Source organism: Patiriisocius marinus (genome assembly GCF_008974325.1).
GTDB classification, from domain to species: Bacteria; Bacteroidota; Bacteroidia; order Flavobacteriales; family Flavobacteriaceae; genus Patiriisocius; species Patiriisocius marinus.
Genome location: NZ_BKCG01000004.1, coordinates 138,467 through 158,163 on the forward strand (window position 1 = coordinate 138,467; position 19,697 = coordinate 158,163).

Below are 19,697 nucleotides of genomic sequence, written 5' to 3' on the forward strand. Positions count from 1 at the left end.
ATATATCACTATAAAAATTTTATTGTACTACATCTTTATATTGTGGGTAATGAGCAACATGATATACTACTGCAATTTGGAGATTCTCTTAGAAAAATAAGGACTCAAAAGAGGCTTTCGCAAACTCAGCTTGCTTTTGAAACAGATTTAACAAGAGAATATATTAACAGATTGGAAAATGGTAAGGTGAATATATCTTTAATTAATATATCAATTATAGCAAAGGTGTTGGATATTCATATTTCACAGCTTTTACCACAAAATAAATAAAATTGATCAAGCTAAAAACTTATATTTGAGTTTAGAAATAATTTAAACATGAAAGTCTTTTTGCTATTTAGTTACCTCTTATTACCAATCACAGCATTTGCCCAATCCAACAACAGCATTGTAGTAAAAAACAATCCGTTTTATCAGCTTCCAGCGCTACAAACTCAAAATATTGCATCTTTCAAGACCTTTACATTAAAAAATATCCAAACATTTTCAATTTATAACGAAGTAACAGGATTCAATGACACTTTTAACAGTACCAAAAGCAGTTATTATTATAGTGCCCCCACATATATACACGCTAATACATATCGCGGTGTTAAGGTTGACAGCTTTAATCCTCACGGCGCACACGATTTAGGGAATGCGGTGGTTAGTGGCGTGTTTAGTTTATTGTTCTAATTTTAAAAAAGAAAGATTATTCGCTTCACTCGTTGAAAAAAATATGAAACACATCTTTAGAAATTAACAACCATGAAACTTTACTTTTCAAACCACTAGCTATAAACCAAAACTACAAACCAAACTATGAAAATATACACAAAAACAGGAGACGCAGGAACTACCGCACTCTTTGGCGGAACGCGCGTCCCTAAACATCATATTCGCATAGAAAGCTACGGAACTGTAGATGAATTAAACTCTTATATTGGTTTAATTAGAGATCAAAAAATTGACGCTCGCTCTACTGAAATTTTAACACACATTCAAAATAAGTTATTTACTGTTGGCGCTATTTTAGCAACACCACCAGAAAAAGAAACATTGAAAAATGGAAAAGAGCGATTAAACATTCCTAAAATTTCAGAAGAAGAAATTGAATTGTTGGAAAAAGAGATGGACACAATGAATGATGACCTTCCACAAATGACGCATTTTGTATTACCAGGTGGTCACCCAACGGTGTCACATTGTCACATAGCCCGCTGTATATGCCGTAGAGCAGAACGTATGGCCACCTTATTGAATGAAGAAACCCCAGTAGACCCACGAGTTTTAAAATATTTAAATAGACTTTCAGACTACCTATTTGTATTGGCACGAAAGTTGTCCAAAGACTTAAACGCTAACGAAGTGAAATGGATTCCTGAGAAGCTGTAAAATCTCAAGAATAACAAATTATAATTCACTGTAATTTAGTTAGTTAAATACGTTCTTTAAAATAGACTGTAATAAAGTGGTTTTTTTCTTGAGTATTTCAACTAAAAAATTATTTTTGCAGAAATTAAAACACATAGTATTATGTACTGGACATTAGAATTAGCATCTTATTTAAGTGATGCGCCTTGGCCGGCTACCAAAGACGAATTGATTGACTACGCTATTAGAACTGGCGCACCTTTAGAGGTGGTTGAAAACCTACAGGCAATCGAAGATGAGGGAGACTCTTATGACTCTATCGAAGAAATTTGGCCCGACTACCCCACAGATGAAGACTATTTGTGGAACGAAGACGAATATTAAAAAACACGTTGCTTGCAACGATGTAATAAAATCGCGTTGATTGAAACGTAAAAAAAGTCTCTGTATTCAGGGACTTTTTTGGGTTTTAGTATAAATCAATGTTTTTAATTCTGAAATTTTAAATTTGATTAAAATTTCAGCTAAAAGAATGCAACAAACCTTAAATTTACATTTTGGTTCGTAGCAATTATAATTACACCTGAATTTGAGATTTCAAATTCAAACAACAAAAAAATAGTCACTAAAAATAATAGTGACCTCAAATTATTGAAAATGAGAAGTACTTCTTGTACATTAATCTTCTTTTTAACCTTCATTTCTACAATGGAGGCACAAAACTTTGAGCTCTATTCAAGCCCTAACATCAATAAAATTCATCAATCGTATGTTGCTAATGAAAAGCATACAGATGGAAATGAGATTGGGTTTATCAAAATACCACGAACTGACAAGAAGTTCACACAAGCTGAGCTACTTAAATACGAGCAAGTGTTTCTTAAAATGAAACAATATCAAGATCATTTAATTGCTCTTGGGTTTGATTTAAAAATAGCAGGTACTGCTAAACATAAAACAATTAAGGCGTTTCACAATTACCTCAAGAAACGACCTATCGCGTCTATAAGCTAGTGCGCACGCTTCTACTTAGAAGCAATTCTTGGATTTTTACTATTTCTTTTACAAGAAATCACATTCACACCATTATGGTTATTCCAAGTACTACCGCACACACAACGTATTAGACTTAAAACAAAAAAGTAAACGTGCTAAGGCACAAATAAATATACCATGGGATTTTTAGATAACGTATTAAAGGTATTTGTAGGAGACAAATCCAAAAAAGATATAGGAGATATTCAACCTTATGTTGATAAAATAAAAACACACGAAGCAGCGCTTCAAAATTTATCTATAAACGAGTTACGTGCAAAAAGTGACGAGTTTAGAGCTATTATAAAAGATGATCAAAAAGACATTCAACATAAAATTGATGAGCTACAAGCAAAAGCAGATGTAGAAGAAGATATTGATGCTAAAGAAGATTTATACCTTCAAATTGACACATTAAAAGACGAACGTTACGAAGTTGAAAAGGAAACTTTAAATAAAATTCTTCCTGAGGCATTTGCCGTAATGAAAGAAACTGCAAAACGTTTTAAAGAAAACGAAACACTTACAGTCCTTGCCACAGCATTTGATCGTGAACTTTCTGGAACAAAAGATTATGTTTCACTAGATGGTGAAAATGCCATCTGGAAAAACTCTTGGGATGCTGCCGGAAAACAAATTACTTGGGATATGGTGCACTATGATGTGCAACTTGTAGGTGGTGTTGCATTACACCAAGGAAAAGTAGCCGAGATGCAAACGGGTGAAGGTAAAACACTTGTTGCAACCTTACCTGTATATCTAAACGCACTAGCCGGAAATGGAGTACACCTTGTAACTGTTAATGATTACTTAGCAAAACGTGATAGCGCTTGGATGGCACCTATTTTTCAATTTCACGGTATGAGTATTGATTGTATTGACAATCACCGCCCTAACAGCGAAGAGCGTCGTGCAGCCTACAATGCAGATATTACTTACGGTACAAATAATGAGTTTGGTTTTGATTATTTACGTGATAATATGTCGCACAAACCAACTGACTTAGTACAGCGTCCACACCATTATGCAATTGTAGATGAGGTAGATAGTGTATTAATTGATGACGCCCGTACACCGTTAATTATATCAGGACAAGTACCTAATGGTGACCGTCATGAATTTACAGAATTAAAACCGAAAATTGCCGATATCGTTGCAGTACAGCAGAAACATTTAACAGGTGTTTTAGCCGAAGCAAAAAAACTAATTCGTGAAGGTGATGAAAAAGAAGGAGGTTTCCAGCTATTAAGAGTTTACAGAGGTATCCCTAAAAACAAAGCATTAATTAAGTTTTTATCTGAAGAAGGTGTGAAACAAATCCTTCAGAAAACAGAGAACACATACATGGCAGATAACAACCGCGAAATGCCAAAGGTTGATGCTGAATTATACTATGTTATTGAAGAAAAGAACAATCAAATTGACTTAACTGATAAAGGTATTAACTACCTATCTGGTGAAGACAATCCAGATTTCTTTGTAATGCCAGAGATAGGTACAGAAATTGCAAAAATTGAAAGTCAAGGACTGTCTAAAGAAGAAGAAGCAATCAAGAAAGAAGACTTGTTTAGAGACTTTGGTATTAAAAGTGAGCGTATTCATACACTAAACCAATTATTGAAAGCATACTCTTTATTTGAAAAAGACACACAATACGTTGTGATGGACAACAAAGTAATGATTGTTGATGAACAAACTGGACGTATTATGGATGGTCGTCGTTATAGTGACGGATTACACCAAGCCATTGAAGCTAAAGAAAATGTAACCATTGAAGCATTAACTCAAACCTTCGCTACAGTTACATTACAAAACTACTTTAGAATGTACCGCAAGCTATCTGGTATGACAGGTACAGCAGTTACAGAAGCAGGAGAATTATGGGAAATCTACAAATTAGATGTTGTTGAGATTCCTACAAACCGCCCTATCGCACGTGATGATAGAGAGGATAAAATTTACAAAACAAAACGTGAAAAATACAATGCTGTAATCGATGAAGTAACTGAACTTTCTAAAGCTGGTCGTCCTGTATTGATAGGAACAACATCAGTTGAAATTTCAGAATTACTAAGTCGTATGTTGAGTATTCGCCAGATTCCTCACAATACATTGAATGCCAAAATGCACAAGCGAGAGGCTGATATTGTTGCCCAAGCTGGTGATGCTGGAGTTGTTACAATTGCAACGAACATGGCAGGTCGTGGAACAGATATTAAATTAAGTGATGCGGTAAAAGCTGCTGGTGGTCTTGCCATTATTGGTACAGAACGTCACGATTCACGTCGTGTAGATAGACAGTTAAGAGGTCGATCTGGGCGTCAAGGAGATCCAGGTAGTTCTCAATTCTATGTTTCGCTTGAAGATAACTTGATGCGTTTATTTGGATCTGAGCGAATTGCTAAGATGATGGATAGAATGGGATTAAAAGAAGGTGAAGTAATTCAACATTCGATGATTTCAAAGTCTATTGAACGTGCTCAGAAAAAAGTAGAAGAAAATAACTTTGGTATTCGTAAGCGTTTATTAGAGTATGATGATGTAATGAATGCACAGCGCGAAGTAGTTTACAAACGTCGTTACAATGCTCTTTTCGGTTCAAGATTAAGAGTTGATATCGCTAACATGATTTATGATACAGCTGAGGTAATTGCCGAAGGAAACAAAATGGCTCAAGATTTCAAAAACTTTGAGTTTGAGTTAATTCGTTATTTCTCAATGAGCTCTCCTATTACCCAACAAGAGTTTGATAAATTAGGAGCTCAAGATATTGCTGGAAAAGTTTACAAAGCTGCCTATGCACACTACCAGGGTAAAATGGAGCGTAACGCACAAATGGCGTTCCCTGTAATTAAAAACGTATATGAAAACCATAAGGATCAATACAAGCGTATTTTAGTTCCATTTACAGATGGTGTTAAAACACTTAATGTTGCAACAGATCTTGAAAAGGCTTACGAAAGTGAAGGAAAAGAGTTAGTGAAAGATTTTGAAAAAAACATTTCATTAGCAATAATTGATGATGCTTGGAAAACACATTTACGTAAAATGGATGAGTTAAAGCAAAGTGTACAGCTAGCCGTTCACGAACAAAAAGATCCTTTACTTATTTATAAGTTTGAAGCATTTGAGTTGTTTAAGAAAATGGTAGAAAATGTAAATAAAGATGTATTATCATTCTTATTTAAAGGAGAATTACCAGAAGAAAACCAACAGCAAATTAAAGAAGCTAGAGAGGTTAAATCTAGAGAGAAAGTAAGTGAGCAAAAAGATGAAATCCAAAATATGGATGAGTTAGCAGCACAATCTAGAGCTGCTGGACAAACACAACCTCAACAACGTCAAGTAACCGAAACTATCACACGTGAGATGCCTAAAATAGGTCGTAATGATAAGGTTACCATCAAGCACGTAATGAGCGGTGAAACAAAAGATGTGAAGTACAAACAAGCAATCCCTTTAATTACTAAAGGTGAATGGGTGTTGACAGAGTAGTCTTTCTGAAATTTTAATAAAATGAATAATCCCGATATCTTTATTAAGGTATCGGGATTAATTTATTACAGCATATATAGATGGCTATTTTTAATATCTTTATATTCATATAAAACAAATAACTGTATTTAAATACAATACAAAATGAAGCTTTTTAGAAAAGTTAGAATCGAATTAAAATGGGCCATTATATTCACTATAATGATGCTTTCTTGGATGTTATTAGAAAAGACCCTTGGTTATCACGATGAAAAAATTGCAGATCACGAATGGCTCACCATGGTATTTTTACCTTTTGCTATTTTAATGTATGTATTAGCAATACGTGAAACTCGCAGACGTGTTTACGGTAGAAAATTAACTTGGCTACAAGGATTTACTTCAGGATTAATACTTACACTATTTATAGCATTACTTTCGCCTTTAGCGCAGTATATAACGCATAATTACATTACACCTGAGTATTTTGAAAATGTAAAAAACTATTCGATTACTAATAACTTAATGAAGATTGATGAAGCTAATGACTACTTTAGTTTAAATAACTATTTATGGCAGTCGTTCATCGGCGCTATATTGGGTGGGGCTGTTACTTCGGCAATTGTTGCCATATTTATGAGAAGATCGTAGGTATATTTTTAATTATTCAGACTAATTATTATTGTAAAATCAAATTGCTATAGTCAGCATTGATTAGAAAATTTCGGTTTGCATTTTCAGCTCTATTAAAACCTTTTACTAGTACGCGGTCATCTTGTTTGTTTGCACTAAGCTCTAAAGATTTAGGATATTTCAAAGTAGATTTCTTTCCGTTAAACAAAAACGAGAATGACGTTTTTGGTAAAGTGATAGACGCATCTGTATTTTTCAATACAATCTCTAATCTTTTAAAATCATCAGATACAGTACCAATCACTAATGCACCAAAAGAGCCAGTTATAAAAGCCTCTTTATCAATAGCACCTACACGAACATCACTAGAGTTTGCATTAAGCTGAATACTTCCCACATTATTGATATTACACACATCAACAAACTTTACATAAAGAGTACCAAATTTCCAATCCTTAACCACTACAGGAGCATAAGAAGCATTGATGAGGGTTTGCCCCCCATCAATACGTTCTGCTGTAAACGGTGTGTGATTTAGCGTTGCTTTCACATTAAAAGCATCTGCCATTTTAATTTCTCCGTGGCGTACTTTTATTTCTGTCTTCGTATTTTTAGGCATACGAATAATAATAGTTTTTTTAGCTGCAGGTAATTTTTTAGTGTTATTTGATTTAATAACAGTTCTAGTATTACCGTTTTCATCAACTGTTACAGTTTTAGAATAGCTCGATCCATTTCCTTCACCCATATTACGTTCAATAATACGTCCCATTTCCTCCATTTGCTTTCCAAAGTCTTCACCAAAATTCTCTCCCCAAGCTTCCATGTCTTCACCAAATTGGTCACCCCACGCTTCCATGCTTTTACCAAATTTCTCTCCCCAAGCTTCCATTTCAGCTTCCCATTCAGGACCAAAACGATTTTCATATTCAGCTTCGAGTTTCTTTCCCCATTTTTCCATATCGCGCTCAAAATCCTTACCGAAGTTCTTTTCCATACGTTTCTCAAAACGTTTCATGTATCCTTCTTCATCTTTCTTAAACTCATCATAATCGAAGTCCACATTGCTAACTCCTCTTAAAACAGTTTCAGTCAACTCTGGTGTTGCGCTCAATACTGGCATTAATGCATTTTCAAGTAGTGGTCCTAAAAAGTCTAAACCTCCTAGTGATTCTAACCCTGCAACACTATTATCTCTACTCCAGTTACCTTGTGAATTAGAAGAAACAACAACACTTCTACTATTACCAAGTACATTTAAATCCCAAGCTTCAAAAAGCTGTTCTTTTTGATCTTTTGTTAAATCCTTTCCTTCAATAAAGGCTTCTACCTCTACTTTATCCTTATTCCAAGTTTCAAATATTACATTAGTATAATCTGTATTAACAGTTACTACCATATCGTCACCTGCATTAAAGGATTCCACAAACTTCTCCTGAGAGAAACCCGCAGCGACTGCCAGTACTGCAAATGCAGCGACAAGTCTATACTTCAATACTATTAATTTGTTCATCAGTTTGATTTTTTAGTTCTTTTAATTTGTTTTTTAGTTTCATTAGTAATGACATTCTCATTTTAAGATTGTCAAACATTGCGTTGATAATTTCTTCGCTAGGATTATTTGCTAGCTCTTCTCCTAAACTTGCATATTCTTCGTCAAGAATACTCAATTGTTCCATATAGCCATCAATTACGTCCTTATTATCAGGGGTAATTTCAAGCGACGCAATTTGCATATTGATTCCCGCTAAAAGCAACCCTTCAGCTTTCTTCAACTCTGGCGAAATATCTGCCAGACGCAATAGTTTTTCGTTAGCTTTCGTCTCTGTGTCTTTGATAGGAGACTCAGCTTCTACAAAATTATTTGTTCCGTTTTCCTTTGTTAGACTGTTATAGCCAAAAGTCCCTAAAGCAATCATTACGATAGCTATTGCGGCTACTTTCATCCATAGAAAAATCGGTTTTTTCCCCGTGGTTGGTTTTTCACTACCAAAAGCTGCTCCTAGTCGGGCTTCAAAGCGGGCTTCGTGTCCTGCTGGTAATGACGGCTCGCGAGATGGTTTCTGCTTCATAAGCTCTCTAATATCCTGTGCCATATTGTAAATGTTTTAATTGTTCTTTTAATTGTATTTTTCCGCGATGCAAATTTGTTCGCGAAGCGCTCTCAGTAATATCTAATACTTGAGCAATTTCTTGATGGTCGTATCCTTCTAATAAAAATAATTTGACAACCGCTTTATAATTAGGAGACAGTTTTTCGATAGCACTTGTAATTTCGTCCATCGTTGTACCATCTTCCACTTCCCAGCCTGCATCACCTTCATCATCTTCTAATCGAAGTACATCGTCATTAATTTCTTCGAAATGCGCTTTCTTCTTTTTAATGGCGTCTAAACACGTATTTATGACAATACGTTTTAACCACGCCCCAAAAGTTACATCACCACTAAACTGTTCAATTTTCTTAAACGCTTTAATAAATGACTCTTGCATAGCATCTTCTGCTTCCGCGGTATTTTTTAGGTACCTGCTCGCAACGATAAACATACCGTCGCAATACTGCTTATAAAGCGCCATTTGGGCTTTAGCATTATTTGCTCTGCATTGTTCGACAAGTAATGAATTAGACACTCAGTTGATGGTTTTTGCTGGTTGTTGTTAAAAAGACGATACTTTGTTCGCACTGTTGCAAAGGAGCACATTTTTTTTCTATTTTTTTACATCAGGCTTTCGCCGAAATTTTAATGCGGGAATATTAGCACTATTTTATTGAGGTTTGTACTGGGTTTGATTTGTTGAAACAGCATTGTTTTCAATAGTAAATAAGAGGAAATATTAAATATATCATTTTATCTACTTGAGCACAGTCGAAATCTTCCTTTACATTAAAGGTTGTAGAAATAGTAGCTAAAATCAAGAAAACTCTAGACTCTGATCGAGAAGACATAGCTAATACACTGTCTTTTTAATTCATAAAAAAATCCCACCAAATGGCGGGATTTTCAACTTCTTAATATTTCAGAAATTATTCTAAAACCATTAAATTTAATTCTACAGTAATATTATCGCGTGTCGCTCTTGAATAAGGGCAAACTTCGTGAGCTTTGTTAATTAAATCCTCTCCAACCTCAGTATCTACACCAGGAATTGTACAATCTAAAACAACTTCAATTTGCAAATTACCTTTATCTGTTTTACCTAAACTTACTGTTGCTTCAACTTCAATGTCACCATCAAGTTTTACACCTTCGTTTCCAGCAACTAAACCTAAAGCTCCACCAAAACAAGCTGCGTAAGCACTACCAAATAACTGCTCTGGATTTGTACCTTCACCACCTGGACCGCCTAAACCTTTTGGCGTAGATAAAGCTAAATCTATGGGACCACTCTTTACGTGTCCTTTTCTTCCACCTACTGCTGTTGCGCTTGCTGTATATAACGTTTTCATCTCGTTTTAAATTTTAATTAATTATAAGTACTAAATTACGGAGATAGCATTGTATTAAAAAAGATAGATTCATAAAATATTGCTAAATTGTCATCGTGTCAAAACCTACTAAAAATACAAGTGCTTTAAACGAGCAAGCTGGAATAGAACAACCTGATGCTCTTTCTAAAAGTGCCGCGCAAAAACTTCAAGAGGCTCGTAAAAAAAAGCACTCTGTAAAGGAGTTATTACATGGTATTTTAAACGGAAATGTGACAGCATTAAGCCGTGGAATTACATTAATTGAAAGCACTGCCACTAAACACCAAGAAAAAGCCAAAGCACTAGTAGAAGCCTGTTTACCACATTCTAACAACTCCATTAGAGTAGGAATCACTGGAGTTCCGGGCGTGGGAAAAAGCACCTTTATTGAACAATATGGTAACTTGCTTACTACAAAAGGGCACAAAGTTGCAGTACTTGCTGTAGACCCTAGTAGCAGCTTAAGCAAAGGAAGTATTCTGGGTGATAAAACAAGAATGGAATCGCTGGTTACAAATGAAAAAGCATTTATTCGACCATCTGCAAGTGGAGACTCTTTAGGAGGAGTTGCTCGTAAAACTAGAGAAGCTATTATACTTTGCGAAGCTGCAGGATTCACCTATATTATTATTGAAACTGTAGGTGTGGGACAAAGTGAAACAGCCGTCCATTCTATGACAGATTTCTTTTTGTTATTAAAATTGGCAGGAGCTGGTGATGAACTTCAAGGTATCAAACGCGGAATTATGGAGATGGCAGATGCTATTGTTATTAATAAAGCTGATGGCGAAAACATAAGAGCTGCTAAAATTGCTAAAGTTGAATTTAATCGTGCCCTACACCTCTATCCTCCTAAAAGTAATGGTTGGATTGCAAAAACATTAACTTGCAGTGCCTTAAATAATGAAGGTGTCGAAGAAGTTGATACCGTAATAGCTGATTTTGTTTCTGAAATGAAAGAAAGTAATCATTTTGCCTCAAAGAGAAACGAACAGCAAAAATTCTGGTTATTACAAACTATCGAAAGCAGATTGAAAAGTGATTTTTATAATGATGAGAAAATTTCGGCTGAACTAGAAAAACAACTCATCTTACTTTCCGAAAACAAAACTACCCCTTTTGCAGCTGCTGCACTTTTACTTGAATTGTCCTAAAAATTATTTTTATACCAATCAACTTGAGCCTTTAATCCATCTTCTAAACTAGTTTGAGGGTTGTATTTTAAAAGTTGGCGTGCTTTATTAATATTTGCTTTGGTACGAGATTGATCTCCAGGTCTAGCAGGTTTATGATCAATAGCTATTTTCTTACCCAGTATTTTTTCAGTAGTTGCGATTCCCGCAGCAGTTGTATTTTCTTCTTCGGTACCTAAATTGAAAATTTCGCCATCACATACTTCTTGATGATCGATTGTAGAAACAATTCCATCTACAATATCCTGCACATAGGTAAAACTACGAAGGTGTTTTTCACTCCCTTCAAAAAGTGGAAATGCCTCATCATTTAAACCGTTTTTAATTAATCTAGTGTACAACTTATCTGGTCGTTCACGTGGTCCATAAACTGAATACAATCTAAGCGAACATCCTTTAATGATGTTTCTACGTGAATACGCTAACACTAGCTGCTCTGCGCCAAGTTTTGTAACTCCGTACCAAGATGCAGGCAAAGGCGCTTGATCTTCAGTTAAAGTAGCTTCTAGTCCGTAAATAGACGATGTAGCAATGTTTACAATAAATGGTTTGTGCGTTCTAGTTTCAAAAACATCTAATAGACGTTGTGTAGCTATTATATTGTTCGTATAATAATCTTCAAAGCTTGAAGTTGCAGAAATACCTGGGTGTGCCGCAAAATGAAAAAGCACATCTATTTTTTCTGGTAAAATTTCGGCTAAAGGAGCGCTGCGTAGGTCTGCTTCAATAAGCGTTACGCCTACATGTTTAATTGCTTCAGCATTTAGTTGCTTTAAAGCGCGATCATAATATGGTGAAAAATTATCTATTCCAGTTACCGTGTGCCCAAGTTGAACTAATCGTTCGCACGTGTGTGACCCAATAAAACCTGCAGCTCCAGTAACTAAAACATTCATACGCTAATCGCTATTTCTTGTAAAATCTATTGTAAAAATAACATCTTTTTTAAGCTTGTCTTTTAATTTTGCGGCATTCTTCAAAAAAGAAATACTTTTGCACAAAACCTTGAGCATTTAAAATGTACGAATTTACCATAATAGTACCAGTTTATAACGAAGAAGAGAACCTTGATCGTGTAGAGAAAGAGTTACTTGCATATACCAAAATAGCAACCAAACCTACGTGCATATTATTTGTGAATGATGGCTCTAAGGACAACAGCCAGCAAATGATTGAAACTATTTGCAGCCGTAATAAAGCTTTTGGGTTTATTAATTTTAAAGAAAATAGAGGCTTGAGTGCTGCAATTAAAGCAGGATTTGACAATGTAACTACTGAATATGTAGGATACATTGATAGTGATCTACAAACAGCTCCTGAAGATTTTAACTTGCTTTTAGAACATAGCGGCACGTATAATTTAGTTACAGGTGTTCGTGCAGATAGAAAGGACAGTTTTGTGAAAAATATGTCATCAACTATTGCAAATGGTATTCGCCGTGCTTTCACTCACGATGGTATGGACGATACTGGTTGCCCTCTAAAAGTTATCAAAACGGAATATGCAAAACGTATTCCAATGTTTAAAGGACTTCATAGATTTTTACCTGCGATGATTTTATTACAAAACGGAACCGTTTTACAAATACCCGTTAGGCATTTTCCACGTGTAGCTGGAACGGCAAAATTTGGAGTTTGGAATAGGCTTATTGGTCCATTAATGGATTGTTTCGCATATTTATGGATGAAGAAAAAATATATTAATTACGAAATTGAGAATAAAGGATGAGTCCATTTCTCATCTATACCATTGGGTTTGTAGCTCAACTTTTATTTTCAGGGAGATTGCTTGTACAGTGGATTCTTTCAGAAAAAAGTAAACGTATTGTAACACCCTCACTTTTTTGGAAACTGAGTTTAATAGCTTCCTTTTTACTATTTGTTTACGGGTATCTTAGAGATGATTTTGCCATTATGTTAGGGCAAGCACTCACCTATTACATTTACATTAGAAATTTACATTTTCAAGGACAGTGGAAAATTGCTCCTTTTCTATTGCGCTGGTCCCTATTATTATTCCCTATAATTATTGTTATCTATGGATATAACAATGGGCAATACGATATTGATGCTCTTTTTAAGAACGATGCAATACCACAGTGGTTATTAATTTTAGGAGTTGTAGCACAAGTAATTTTTACGCTTCGCTTCGTCTATCAGTGGATCCATAGTGAGAAAAAACAATCAAGCGAATTACCTCTTGGCTTTTGGACTTTAAGTGTTCTTGGAGCTGCTTTAATATTAACCTATGCGATATTACGTAAAGACCCTGTTTTATTTGTAGGGCATTGCGCAGGATTGGTTATCTACGTTCGTAATATATTTATTTGGAAAAAACAGCATGATTCAATTTCTTAAACAAAATCCCGTTGTACTTCTTGTACTTGTTTGCACAGGAATCTTTTTTGTGAATCTTGACGCGATATGGGTAAATATAATGGAGGCCCGAAATTTTGCAACAGCAAGAGAAATGCTGCAAGATGATAATTGGTTACTAACTACTCTTAACGGAGAACCTCGTTATCAAAAACCACCATTACCCACTTGGCTTACGGCAATTTCTGCAGCACTTTTTGGTTTAGAAAGTTTAACTGCAATGAGACTTCCTGCAGCACTAATTACATTAGTTTTAATATTAGCCACTTACAGTATTGCTATTAGATTTACAGCACAGCGCACTTATGCTTTTATTAGCTCATTAGTACTGGCTACATCATTTTACATTATATTTTCTGGTAGAAATGGACAATGGGATATTTTTACTCACGGGTTTATGATGTTGACAATTTATCAACTTTATCGCTTTTTCACAGAGAATACCTACAAATATGGTCGTGCTTTAGCGGCTGCTATTTTCTTTGGCTGCTCGTTTATGAGTAAAGGCCCTGTGTCACTTTACGCTTTATTACTTCCATTTTTAATTGCTTTTGGTTGGGTATATAAGTTCAAGAAAATGAAGACGCGTATCCTCCCATTACTATTATTTTTAGTCGTGAGTTTTATACTATCAGCTTGGTGGCATTATTACACGTATGTTTTTGATGCAGAAACAGTACTTGCAATTACTAATAAAGAAACTGGAAACTGGACAAGTTATAACGTGCGTCCTTTTTACTATTACTGGAGTTTCTTCACACAAAGTGGTATTTGGACAATCCCGGCTTTTGTTGGACTTTTATATCCTTATTTAAAAAATAAAGTACTCGACAAAAAAGGATATCTATTTACATTTATTTGGACAATGACTTCAGTTATTTTACTGTCAATTATTCCAGAGAAAAAATCTCGTTATTTACTGCCTGTGTTAATTCCACTTGCTTTAAATACTGGCTTCTACATTATGTATTTATTCCGAAATTTTCGCCAAATGGAAAATTGGAAAGAGAAATTACCTGTGTATTTTAATTTCGGATTAATAGCTTTAATTGGAATTGCATTCCCTATTGGAGGATATATTTTTCTTAAAGATAATTTAAGTGGAGGCGATTGGTTTTGGTTTATTACTTTATCATTATTATTAGTTGCTATAGCAATAAACATAGTTATTAAACTGAAACAAAAAAGCATTAAACCTGTATTCTATTTAACAATTGCATTTATAATATGCATCACTTGTTTTGGGATGCCTCTTGCAAAACAAACAACGGTAAACCCCGAGTATAAAGCCATGGCAGACTTACGTGAATGGAATAAAACAAAACAACTTCCTATTTACGAATTAACATTTTTTACTCCAGAATTGATTTGGGATTATAAGGCAAACATACCCGTATTACATAACGGAGAAGAAGTTGTGATACCAAATGAAAATAAATTTGGAATTCTTGTAGCCGAACACGATATGGAATTATTTGAAAAAACATTTAATGGGTATCGCATCGAGAAAATTGACAAGTACGATATGAATCCACAACCTCAAGGTAATAGACAACATAAGTCTAGATTATGGCGTGATTTTTATGTAATTACTTCCACAACTTCAGAAGCTTCAAAATAATATCACTATTAATTGGTTTGTAATATTTCAGCATTAAATCTACGCTGTGCCCATTTATTTAAATGGAAGATTCCGTAACCAATCCAAGCTCCAAAAAACATTCCTGTTATAATATCGAGAGGATAATGTACTCCTAGATAAATACGAGAATAGGCTAACACTGCTGCCCAAAAAAGTAATAGAAACGGTAGGTATTTATAATATGGCTTAAGTAGTAGGCCTAAAAACACTGCTGCTGCCATAGAACTTGCTGCATGTGCTGAAAAATAACCGTAACGGCCACAGCCATCAGCAATAAAGCGCATAAGGTTTTGCAATTCCTCTACCCTACAAGGGCGTGGGCGTTTAAATAATACGTATTTAAACAAACTTGCTAGTTGATCACTTGCAGTTATCATAACTGCCGCACAAAGCATTACAATCAATGTTCCTTTAGCCCCTAGATTTTTAAATACTAAATATAAAAGCGCTACATATAACGGAATTGAAGACCATTTTTCTGTAACGACTTTCCAAAATTCGTCCCACGACTCTGTTCCTAAATTATTTAGGAATAAAAAAAGTTGCTCGTCGTATGAAAGTAATTGGTCTAGCATTTATTCTTTTTCGTAAAGAGCTATTTCACGATCATAAAAGGCCGTTGCCTCTTTTATGAAGTTTTCAGTTTCTGCTTCAAGTTCTTTTTGATCGTGTTGATCAAATTCCTCCAACCATTCCACCTCATCATCTTCAAGATTGATTATGAAACGAGGGAATTCTGTGTGTATCACATAGATTGCATTTGGATAATCACTGTTGTCACCTAAAATATATTCTGGAAGTTGCATAATGTAGTTCGTTTTCGAGGGATAAAATTACTGCTTTTTAAATTCACCTTAAAACAAAAAAATCTCGAAGTATACTTCGAGATTTTCAACCAATTAATTAAACAAGATTAAACTTTTCTTTTTCAATAGACATATACTTTATAAATAGAGATATCTTGAAGTTTAAACCTGAAGCTAAAGTATATAGAACTCAAGCATTGTACAAACTAAATCAGTCGGCTTTTATAAATATCGAGTAGCCTAATCATAAATTTAGTTTTCGACAAACATAACGTTTACTTAGGTTTACATTATAAAACTAGTTAATAGTAGTACATTGAAATATACTATCTAAACAGTTACTAATTATTATAGTTATTACTTAAGTGGTAATAGATTTGAATCTATGAAAAGGGCATTTTTTAAAAATTTAGCTAAAACAGAAGGCGGAGAATTTTATTTTAAAGACAAAGATATACTTAGCGGTCACGGTTTAGGAGTAAGGAGTCCCAACGTAACATATCTTGTAAAATTTAATTATAAAGACCATAATTTTTCTGTGATGAATAGTACAGGAAATTCATTTGTGGGGATCATCACTTGTAATTTTTCTTCAACGCTAAAGGTCACAGATTTTAAAATTGATACGATTTCTCATTTCAAAAACTTATTTCTTAGAAGAAAAAGTCGTTTTAAAATAACAGCTAAAAATGAGAACATTAAAAGTTTTTTATTAGCAAATAAATCATTTATAAAATTAGAACTAATTGCTAAAAAAGGAGCTTTTGATCCTTTAATCGTGTGTGAATTTAATGAAAGTAAAAGCATTTCAACTAAATATCACTTAGAATTTGATGACTGGACAGATGTTGTTGAACCTATAATAGAATTGTATAAAAATTTAATTGATGAATTTGAAAAAGGGGTTCTCAATATCTCTAATATTTCTTATCAAAAAACAATGTAGCAATTTTCTAACTTATACTTTTTAATGTACCAGAATTTGCCAATTTCTTAGACAAAGAATGAAATCTTAAAAACAATAAAGCACCTGAAACTGTAAGTCCCGCAAGTAACCCTATCCAGATCCCCATACTACCATAATCAGTAAATAATCCTAAATAATACATAATAGGAAATCCTACCACCCAATAGGCGACAAAAGTAATTATGGTAGGTATTTTTACATCTTGCATTCCGCGAAGTGCTCCCAAAGCAACAACTTGGACTGTATCACTTATTTGAAAAACCGCAGCAACTAATAATAATGTTGCAGCTGTAGTTGCAACTTCAGTATTATCCATTAACTCTAATGGGTTATCATAATTCAAATACAATCCAGGTAATAATTCTCTGAATAATAAAAAGAAAATTGCAAAGACAACAGCTAATATTGTTGAGAGTAAAAATATAGAAAATGCAATACGACGTAATTCATCAAAACGCTGTAACCCCTTTTGATTCCCCACACGTATCATGGCTGCAACACTAAAACCCATTGCGACCATAAATGTCATAGATGATAAATTAAGTGCTATTTGGTTTGCAGCCTGTGGATTTTTACCAAGTATTCCTGAAAGCCAAATAGCAGCTGTGAAAATAGCGACCTCAAAAAACATTTGTAATGCTGAAGGAAAACCTAAATTGAACACTTTTTTAAGCATCGCTTTAGAAAGCGTAAAAAGTTTTATTGAAGTTACATAAGGCTTAGACTTTTCTTTTCTATACAGTAAAAACCATAAATAAAGCACCATAATTACACGAGAAACTAAAGTCCCAATTGCAGCACCAATCATACCTAATTCTGGCGCTCCCCATTTACCAAAAATAAACATATAGTTAAGCACCACGTTTACAACATTAGCAACAACGGTAGCATACATAGGGTATCGAGTAAGTGACAACCCATCACTAAATTGTTTAAAAGCTTGGAATATTATTAACGGAAATAATGAAACCGTAACAAGATTAAGATAAGGCAACGCCAAGTCAACCACCGAAACAGGTTGCTTCATTGCATACATTAATGGCTTAGCAAAAAAAACTCCAGCCACTAAAAAAGCAGCTAAAATAGCACATAGAAAGAGACCGTGTTTAAATGAAGATTTCCCTTTCTCAAAATTGCCTTCCGCATCAGCCTCTGCAATTAGGGGTGTAATGGCCGTTGAAAATCCAATTCCTAACGACATTGCAATAAACATAAAACTGTTCCCTAATGACACTGCAGCGAGTTCAGCAGTACCTAATTGCCCTACCATAATGTTATCGACAAAAGCCACAACAGTATGTCCTAACATTCCCAAAATTACAGGACTTGCAAGGGTAAGGTTATATTTAAATTCCTTTGTGTATTGCTTTAACAACGCTTTTATTTTTTTTAGCAAATTTAGTCAATGGCAACACGCTAAAGCACATATTATTTTATTTTATCATCACTTCTTTTATCTTTAAACCGAAATACTAAAAACTTAAAAAATGCAATCTACAGCCACTACACCCCAAGAATATATAGAAAGCTTACCAGAAGAGCGAAAAGAGGTAATGGAAAACTTAAGAAAAGTGATTTTAAAAAATCTTCCCAAAGGTTTTGAAGAATGTATGAATTACGGGATGTTAGGCTATGTAGTACCACATTCTAAATACCCAGACGGCTATCACTGTGATACAACTAAACCATTGCCGTTTATGAATCTAGCTTCACAAAAAAACAGCATCAACTTTTACCATATGGGGATTTACAGCGACCCAAAACTTTTAGAATGGTTTAAAAATGAATACCCAAAACACGCTACAAACAAGCTAGATATGGGTAAAAGTTGTATTCGGTTTAAAAATATTAAAAAAATTCCCGTAAATCTTCTAGGAGAATTGGTTTCTAAAATGACTGCTGACCAATGGATTGAACGTTATGAAGCTACCATCAAAAAGTAAATAGTATTTCAAATAAACTACTTCAACATTTTTTAAATATTCCGATAATTAAATGTTCTTCGGAAACGTTCTTGTACGAAAATTTCAGCTTTACTATTTCAGAAAATAAACTAACTGAAGATTACAAATTACCAGACATTATTCTAGGAAAACAAGCTGAAGCTATTTTTGAGCATCTGCTTTCAATATCATCCAAATACAAGTTATTAGCTTCCAACAGACAAATTCAAAATGAAAAAATTACCATTGGCGAAATAGATTACTTAGTTCAAAATCTAGAAACTGAAGCTTATATTCACGTAGAAGTTGCTTGTAAATTCTATCTTTTAGACGAAGCAATAGAGAGCGAATTTGAAGGCAAATGGATTGGGCCTAATAGAAAAGACACCTTACTAGATAAACTGAATAAATTAAAAGAAAAACAGTTTCCACTGCTACATCGCCAAGAATCAAAAAGATTACTTTCCGAATTAAATATCAAAGCATCTCAATTTAAACAAGAGCACTGTATTCTTACTTCCCTTTATATCCCTCAAAAAATTGATCTCCACACATTACCAATTGAATATCAAGAATGTGTTGTTGGCACCTGGATTTCATTTGAAGATCTAAAGTTGAAAAGTGATTATAGTTATGCGCTTCCTTCTAAAAAACAATGGCTACTCCCTGCTGAATCTATAGAAAATTGGCTAGACCATAATGAGGCTACAATTCAAATTAATATTTCAATTAAAGAAAAAAGGGCTGTCCAAGTTTACGAAAAGAAGAACGCTATTAATAGAAAATTTTTTGTGGTTTGGTGGTAA

22 protein-coding genes are annotated in these 19,697 nt (G+C 34.2%); 14 read left to right on the top strand and 8 right to left on the bottom strand.

The window, feature by feature from the left end:
* Positions 1-42: 42 nt before the first annotated feature.
* The 7 genes from GBH57_RS09075 (at position 43) to GBH57_RS09105 (ending at position 6,513) form a co-directional block, all read left to right on the top strand.
* The gene (locus GBH57_RS09075; protein ID WP_151674175.1) at positions 43-270 is read left to right on the top strand and encodes a helix-turn-helix domain-containing protein; all 228 of its coding nucleotides are present in this window, start codon (positions 43-45) and stop codon (positions 268-270) included.
* A gap of 48 nt (positions 271-318) precedes the next feature.
* Positions 319-675, top strand: a complete 357-nt coding sequence (locus GBH57_RS09080) for a DUF2756 domain-containing protein (RefSeq protein ID WP_151674176.1) — start codon at positions 319-321, stop codon at positions 673-675.
* A gap of 126 nt (positions 676-801) precedes the next feature.
* Complete coding sequence (locus GBH57_RS09085) at positions 802-1,374, top strand: cob(I)yrinic acid a,c-diamide adenosyltransferase (protein ID WP_151674177.1); 573 nt, start codon at positions 802-804, stop codon at positions 1,372-1,374.
* Between the two features lie 141 nt (positions 1,375-1,515).
* Positions 1,516-1,737 carry a DUF2795 domain-containing protein gene (locus GBH57_RS09090; protein WP_008272287.1) on the top strand — a complete coding sequence of 74 codons (222 nt, stop codon included), beginning with the start codon at positions 1,516-1,518 and terminating at the stop codon, positions 1,735-1,737.
* A gap of 273 nt (positions 1,738-2,010) precedes the next feature.
* The gene (locus GBH57_RS09095) at positions 2,011-2,367 is read left to right on the top strand and encodes a RuvC family protein (RefSeq protein ID WP_151674178.1); all 357 of its coding nucleotides are present in this window, start codon (positions 2,011-2,013) and stop codon (positions 2,365-2,367) included.
* A gap of 159 nt (positions 2,368-2,526) precedes the next feature.
* Positions 2,527-5,883 carry a preprotein translocase subunit SecA gene (gene secA / locus GBH57_RS09100; RefSeq protein WP_151674179.1) on the top strand — a complete coding sequence of 1,119 codons (3,357 nt, stop codon included), beginning with the start codon at positions 2,527-2,529 and terminating at the stop codon, positions 5,881-5,883.
* Positions 5,884-6,027: 144 nt separating this feature from the next.
* Positions 6,028-6,513: a DUF4199 domain-containing protein gene (locus tag GBH57_RS09105; protein ID WP_151674180.1), complete on the top strand. Its 486-nt coding sequence runs from the start codon at positions 6,028-6,030 to the stop codon at positions 6,511-6,513.
* Between the two features lie 28 nt (positions 6,514-6,541).
* On the opposite strand, the gene GBH57_RS09110 is transcribed toward GBH57_RS09105, so the two are convergent.
* The 4 genes from GBH57_RS09110 to GBH57_RS09125 all read right to left on the bottom strand — a co-directional run bounded on the left by GBH57_RS09110 (position 6,542) and on the right by GBH57_RS09125 (position 9,943).
* Positions 6,542-8,008 (bottom strand): hypothetical protein, encoded by a 1,467-nt coding sequence (locus GBH57_RS09110; RefSeq protein ID WP_151674181.1) that lies wholly within the window; start codon positions 8,006-8,008, stop codon positions 6,542-6,544.
* Positions 7,980-8,591 (bottom strand): hypothetical protein, encoded by a 612-nt coding sequence (locus tag GBH57_RS09115; protein WP_151674182.1) that lies wholly within the window; start codon positions 8,589-8,591, stop codon positions 7,980-7,982. Before GBH57_RS09115 ends, GBH57_RS09110 begins: the two co-directional genes overlap by 29 nt.
* Positions 8,575-9,126, bottom strand: a complete 552-nt coding sequence (locus tag GBH57_RS09120) for an RNA polymerase sigma factor (protein ID WP_151674183.1) — start codon at positions 9,124-9,126, stop codon at positions 8,575-8,577. Before GBH57_RS09120 ends, GBH57_RS09115 begins: the two co-directional genes overlap by 17 nt.
* A gap of 394 nt (positions 9,127-9,520) precedes the next feature.
* The gene (locus GBH57_RS09125; protein ID WP_151674184.1) at positions 9,521-9,943 is read right to left on the bottom strand and encodes an organic hydroperoxide resistance protein; all 423 of its coding nucleotides are present in this window, start codon (positions 9,941-9,943) and stop codon (positions 9,521-9,523) included.
* Positions 9,944-10,038: 95 nt separating this feature from the next.
* Between GBH57_RS09125 and meaB the strand changes: the two genes are divergently transcribed.
* The gene (meaB, locus tag GBH57_RS09130) at positions 10,039-11,118 is read left to right on the top strand and encodes a methylmalonyl Co-A mutase-associated GTPase MeaB (RefSeq protein WP_151674185.1); all 1,080 of its coding nucleotides are present in this window, start codon (positions 10,039-10,041) and stop codon (positions 11,116-11,118) included.
* On the opposite strand, the gene GBH57_RS09135 is transcribed toward meaB, so the two are convergent.
* On the bottom strand, positions 11,115-12,053 hold the full coding sequence (locus GBH57_RS09135) for an NAD-dependent epimerase/dehydratase family protein (RefSeq protein WP_151674186.1): 939 nt from the start codon (positions 12,051-12,053) through the stop codon (positions 11,115-11,117). The genes meaB and GBH57_RS09135 overlap by 4 nt on opposite strands.
* A 122-nt stretch (positions 12,054-12,175) precedes the next feature.
* Between GBH57_RS09135 and GBH57_RS09140 the strand changes: the two genes are divergently transcribed.
* From GBH57_RS09140 to GBH57_RS09150, 3 genes are read left to right on the top strand one after another with little or no spacing between them, the layout of a single operon-like run.
* Entirely contained in the window at positions 12,176-12,886 is a 711-nt protein-coding gene (locus tag GBH57_RS09140) for a glycosyltransferase family 2 protein (protein ID WP_151674187.1), read from the top strand.
* Complete coding sequence (locus GBH57_RS09145; protein ID WP_151674188.1) at positions 12,883-13,515, top strand: lipid-A-disaccharide synthase N-terminal domain-containing protein; 633 nt, start codon at positions 12,883-12,885, stop codon at positions 13,513-13,515. Before GBH57_RS09140 ends, GBH57_RS09145 begins: the two co-directional genes overlap by 4 nt.
* On the top strand, positions 13,499-15,154 hold the full coding sequence (locus tag GBH57_RS09150; RefSeq protein ID WP_151674189.1) for an ArnT family glycosyltransferase: 1,656 nt from the start codon (positions 13,499-13,501) through the stop codon (positions 15,152-15,154). The genes GBH57_RS09145 and GBH57_RS09150 overlap by 17 nt, the downstream gene beginning before the upstream one ends.
* Before the next feature lie 8 nt (positions 15,155-15,162).
* Here GBH57_RS09150 and GBH57_RS09155 read toward each other — a convergent pair whose 3' ends face one another.
* Both GBH57_RS09155 and GBH57_RS09160 read right to left on the bottom strand, forming a co-directional pair.
* On the bottom strand, positions 15,163-15,750 hold the full coding sequence (locus GBH57_RS09155) for a phosphatase PAP2 family protein (RefSeq protein WP_151674190.1): 588 nt from the start codon (positions 15,748-15,750) through the stop codon (positions 15,163-15,165).
* Positions 15,751-15,981 carry a DUF8828 family protein gene (locus GBH57_RS09160; protein ID WP_151674191.1) on the bottom strand — a complete coding sequence of 77 codons (231 nt, stop codon included), beginning with the start codon at positions 15,979-15,981 and terminating at the stop codon, positions 15,751-15,753.
* Positions 15,982-16,366: 385 nt separating this feature from the next.
* Between GBH57_RS09160 and GBH57_RS09165 the strand changes: the two genes are divergently transcribed.
* Positions 16,367-16,927: a hypothetical protein gene (locus tag GBH57_RS09165; protein ID WP_151674192.1), complete on the top strand. Its 561-nt coding sequence runs from the start codon at positions 16,367-16,369 to the stop codon at positions 16,925-16,927.
* 7 nt (positions 16,928-16,934) lie between these two features.
* Here GBH57_RS09165 and GBH57_RS09170 read toward each other — a convergent pair whose 3' ends face one another.
* On the bottom strand, positions 16,935-18,323 hold the full coding sequence (locus GBH57_RS09170) for an MATE family efflux transporter (RefSeq protein WP_235904680.1): 1,389 nt from the start codon (positions 18,321-18,323) through the stop codon (positions 16,935-16,937).
* A gap of 112 nt (positions 18,324-18,435) precedes the next feature.
* On the opposite strand from GBH57_RS09170, the gene GBH57_RS09175 reads away from it, so the two are divergent.
* Together GBH57_RS09175 and GBH57_RS09180 are read left to right on the top strand one after the other, a co-directional pair.
* A complete protein-coding gene (locus GBH57_RS09175; protein WP_151674193.1) occupies positions 18,436-18,891 on the top strand; it encodes a DUF1801 domain-containing protein in 456 nt (151 codons plus the stop codon).
* A 71-nt stretch (positions 18,892-18,962) separates the two neighbouring features.
* Positions 18,963-19,697 (top strand): DUF1853 family protein, encoded by a 735-nt coding sequence (locus GBH57_RS09180; protein WP_161596086.1) that lies wholly within the window; start codon positions 18,963-18,965, stop codon positions 19,695-19,697.

Coding starts and splice junctions, on each gene's coding strand:
- GBH57_RS09125 (WP_151674184.1), bottom strand. CDS start 9,943: ATGAAAACGTTATATACAGCAAGCGCAACAGCAGTAGGTGGAAGAAAA.
- GBH57_RS09080 (WP_151674176.1), top strand. CDS start 319: ATGAAAGTCTTTTTGCTATTTAGTTACCTCTTATTACCAATCACAGCA.
- GBH57_RS09145 (WP_151674188.1), top strand. CDS start 12,883: ATGAGTCCATTTCTCATCTATACCATTGGGTTTGTAGCTCAACTTTTA.
- GBH57_RS09160 (WP_151674191.1), bottom strand. CDS start 15,981: ATGCAACTTCCAGAATATATTTTAGGTGACAACAGTGATTATCCAAAT.
- GBH57_RS09090 (WP_008272287.1), top strand. CDS start 1,516: ATGTACTGGACATTAGAATTAGCATCTTATTTAAGTGATGCGCCTTGG.
- GBH57_RS09105 (WP_151674180.1), top strand. CDS start 6,028: ATGAAGCTTTTTAGAAAAGTTAGAATCGAATTAAAATGGGCCATTATA.
- GBH57_RS09140 (WP_151674187.1), top strand. CDS start 12,176: ATGTACGAATTTACCATAATAGTACCAGTTTATAACGAAGAAGAGAAC.
- GBH57_RS09135 (WP_151674186.1), bottom strand. CDS start 12,053: ATGAATGTTTTAGTTACTGGAGCTGCAGGTTTTATTGGGTCACACACG.
- GBH57_RS09165 (WP_151674192.1), top strand. CDS start 16,367: ATGAAAAGGGCATTTTTTAAAAATTTAGCTAAAACAGAAGGCGGAGAA.
- GBH57_RS09115 (WP_151674182.1), bottom strand. CDS start 8,591: ATGGCACAGGATATTAGAGAGCTTATGAAGCAGAAACCATCTCGCGAG.
- GBH57_RS09095 (WP_151674178.1), top strand. CDS start 2,011: ATGAGAAGTACTTCTTGTACATTAATCTTCTTTTTAACCTTCATTTCT.
- GBH57_RS09150 (WP_151674189.1), top strand. CDS start 13,499: ATGATTCAATTTCTTAAACAAAATCCCGTTGTACTTCTTGTACTTGTT.
- GBH57_RS09155 (WP_151674190.1), bottom strand. CDS start 15,750: ATGCTAGACCAATTACTTTCATACGACGAGCAACTTTTTTTATTCCTA.
- GBH57_RS09175 (WP_151674193.1), top strand. CDS start 18,436: ATGCAATCTACAGCCACTACACCCCAAGAATATATAGAAAGCTTACCA.
- GBH57_RS09110 (WP_151674181.1), bottom strand. CDS start 8,008: ATGAACAAATTAATAGTATTGAAGTATAGACTTGTCGCTGCATTTGCA.
- GBH57_RS09085 (WP_151674177.1), top strand. CDS start 802: ATGAAAATATACACAAAAACAGGAGACGCAGGAACTACCGCACTCTTT.
- secA (WP_151674179.1), top strand. CDS start 2,527: ATGGGATTTTTAGATAACGTATTAAAGGTATTTGTAGGAGACAAATCC.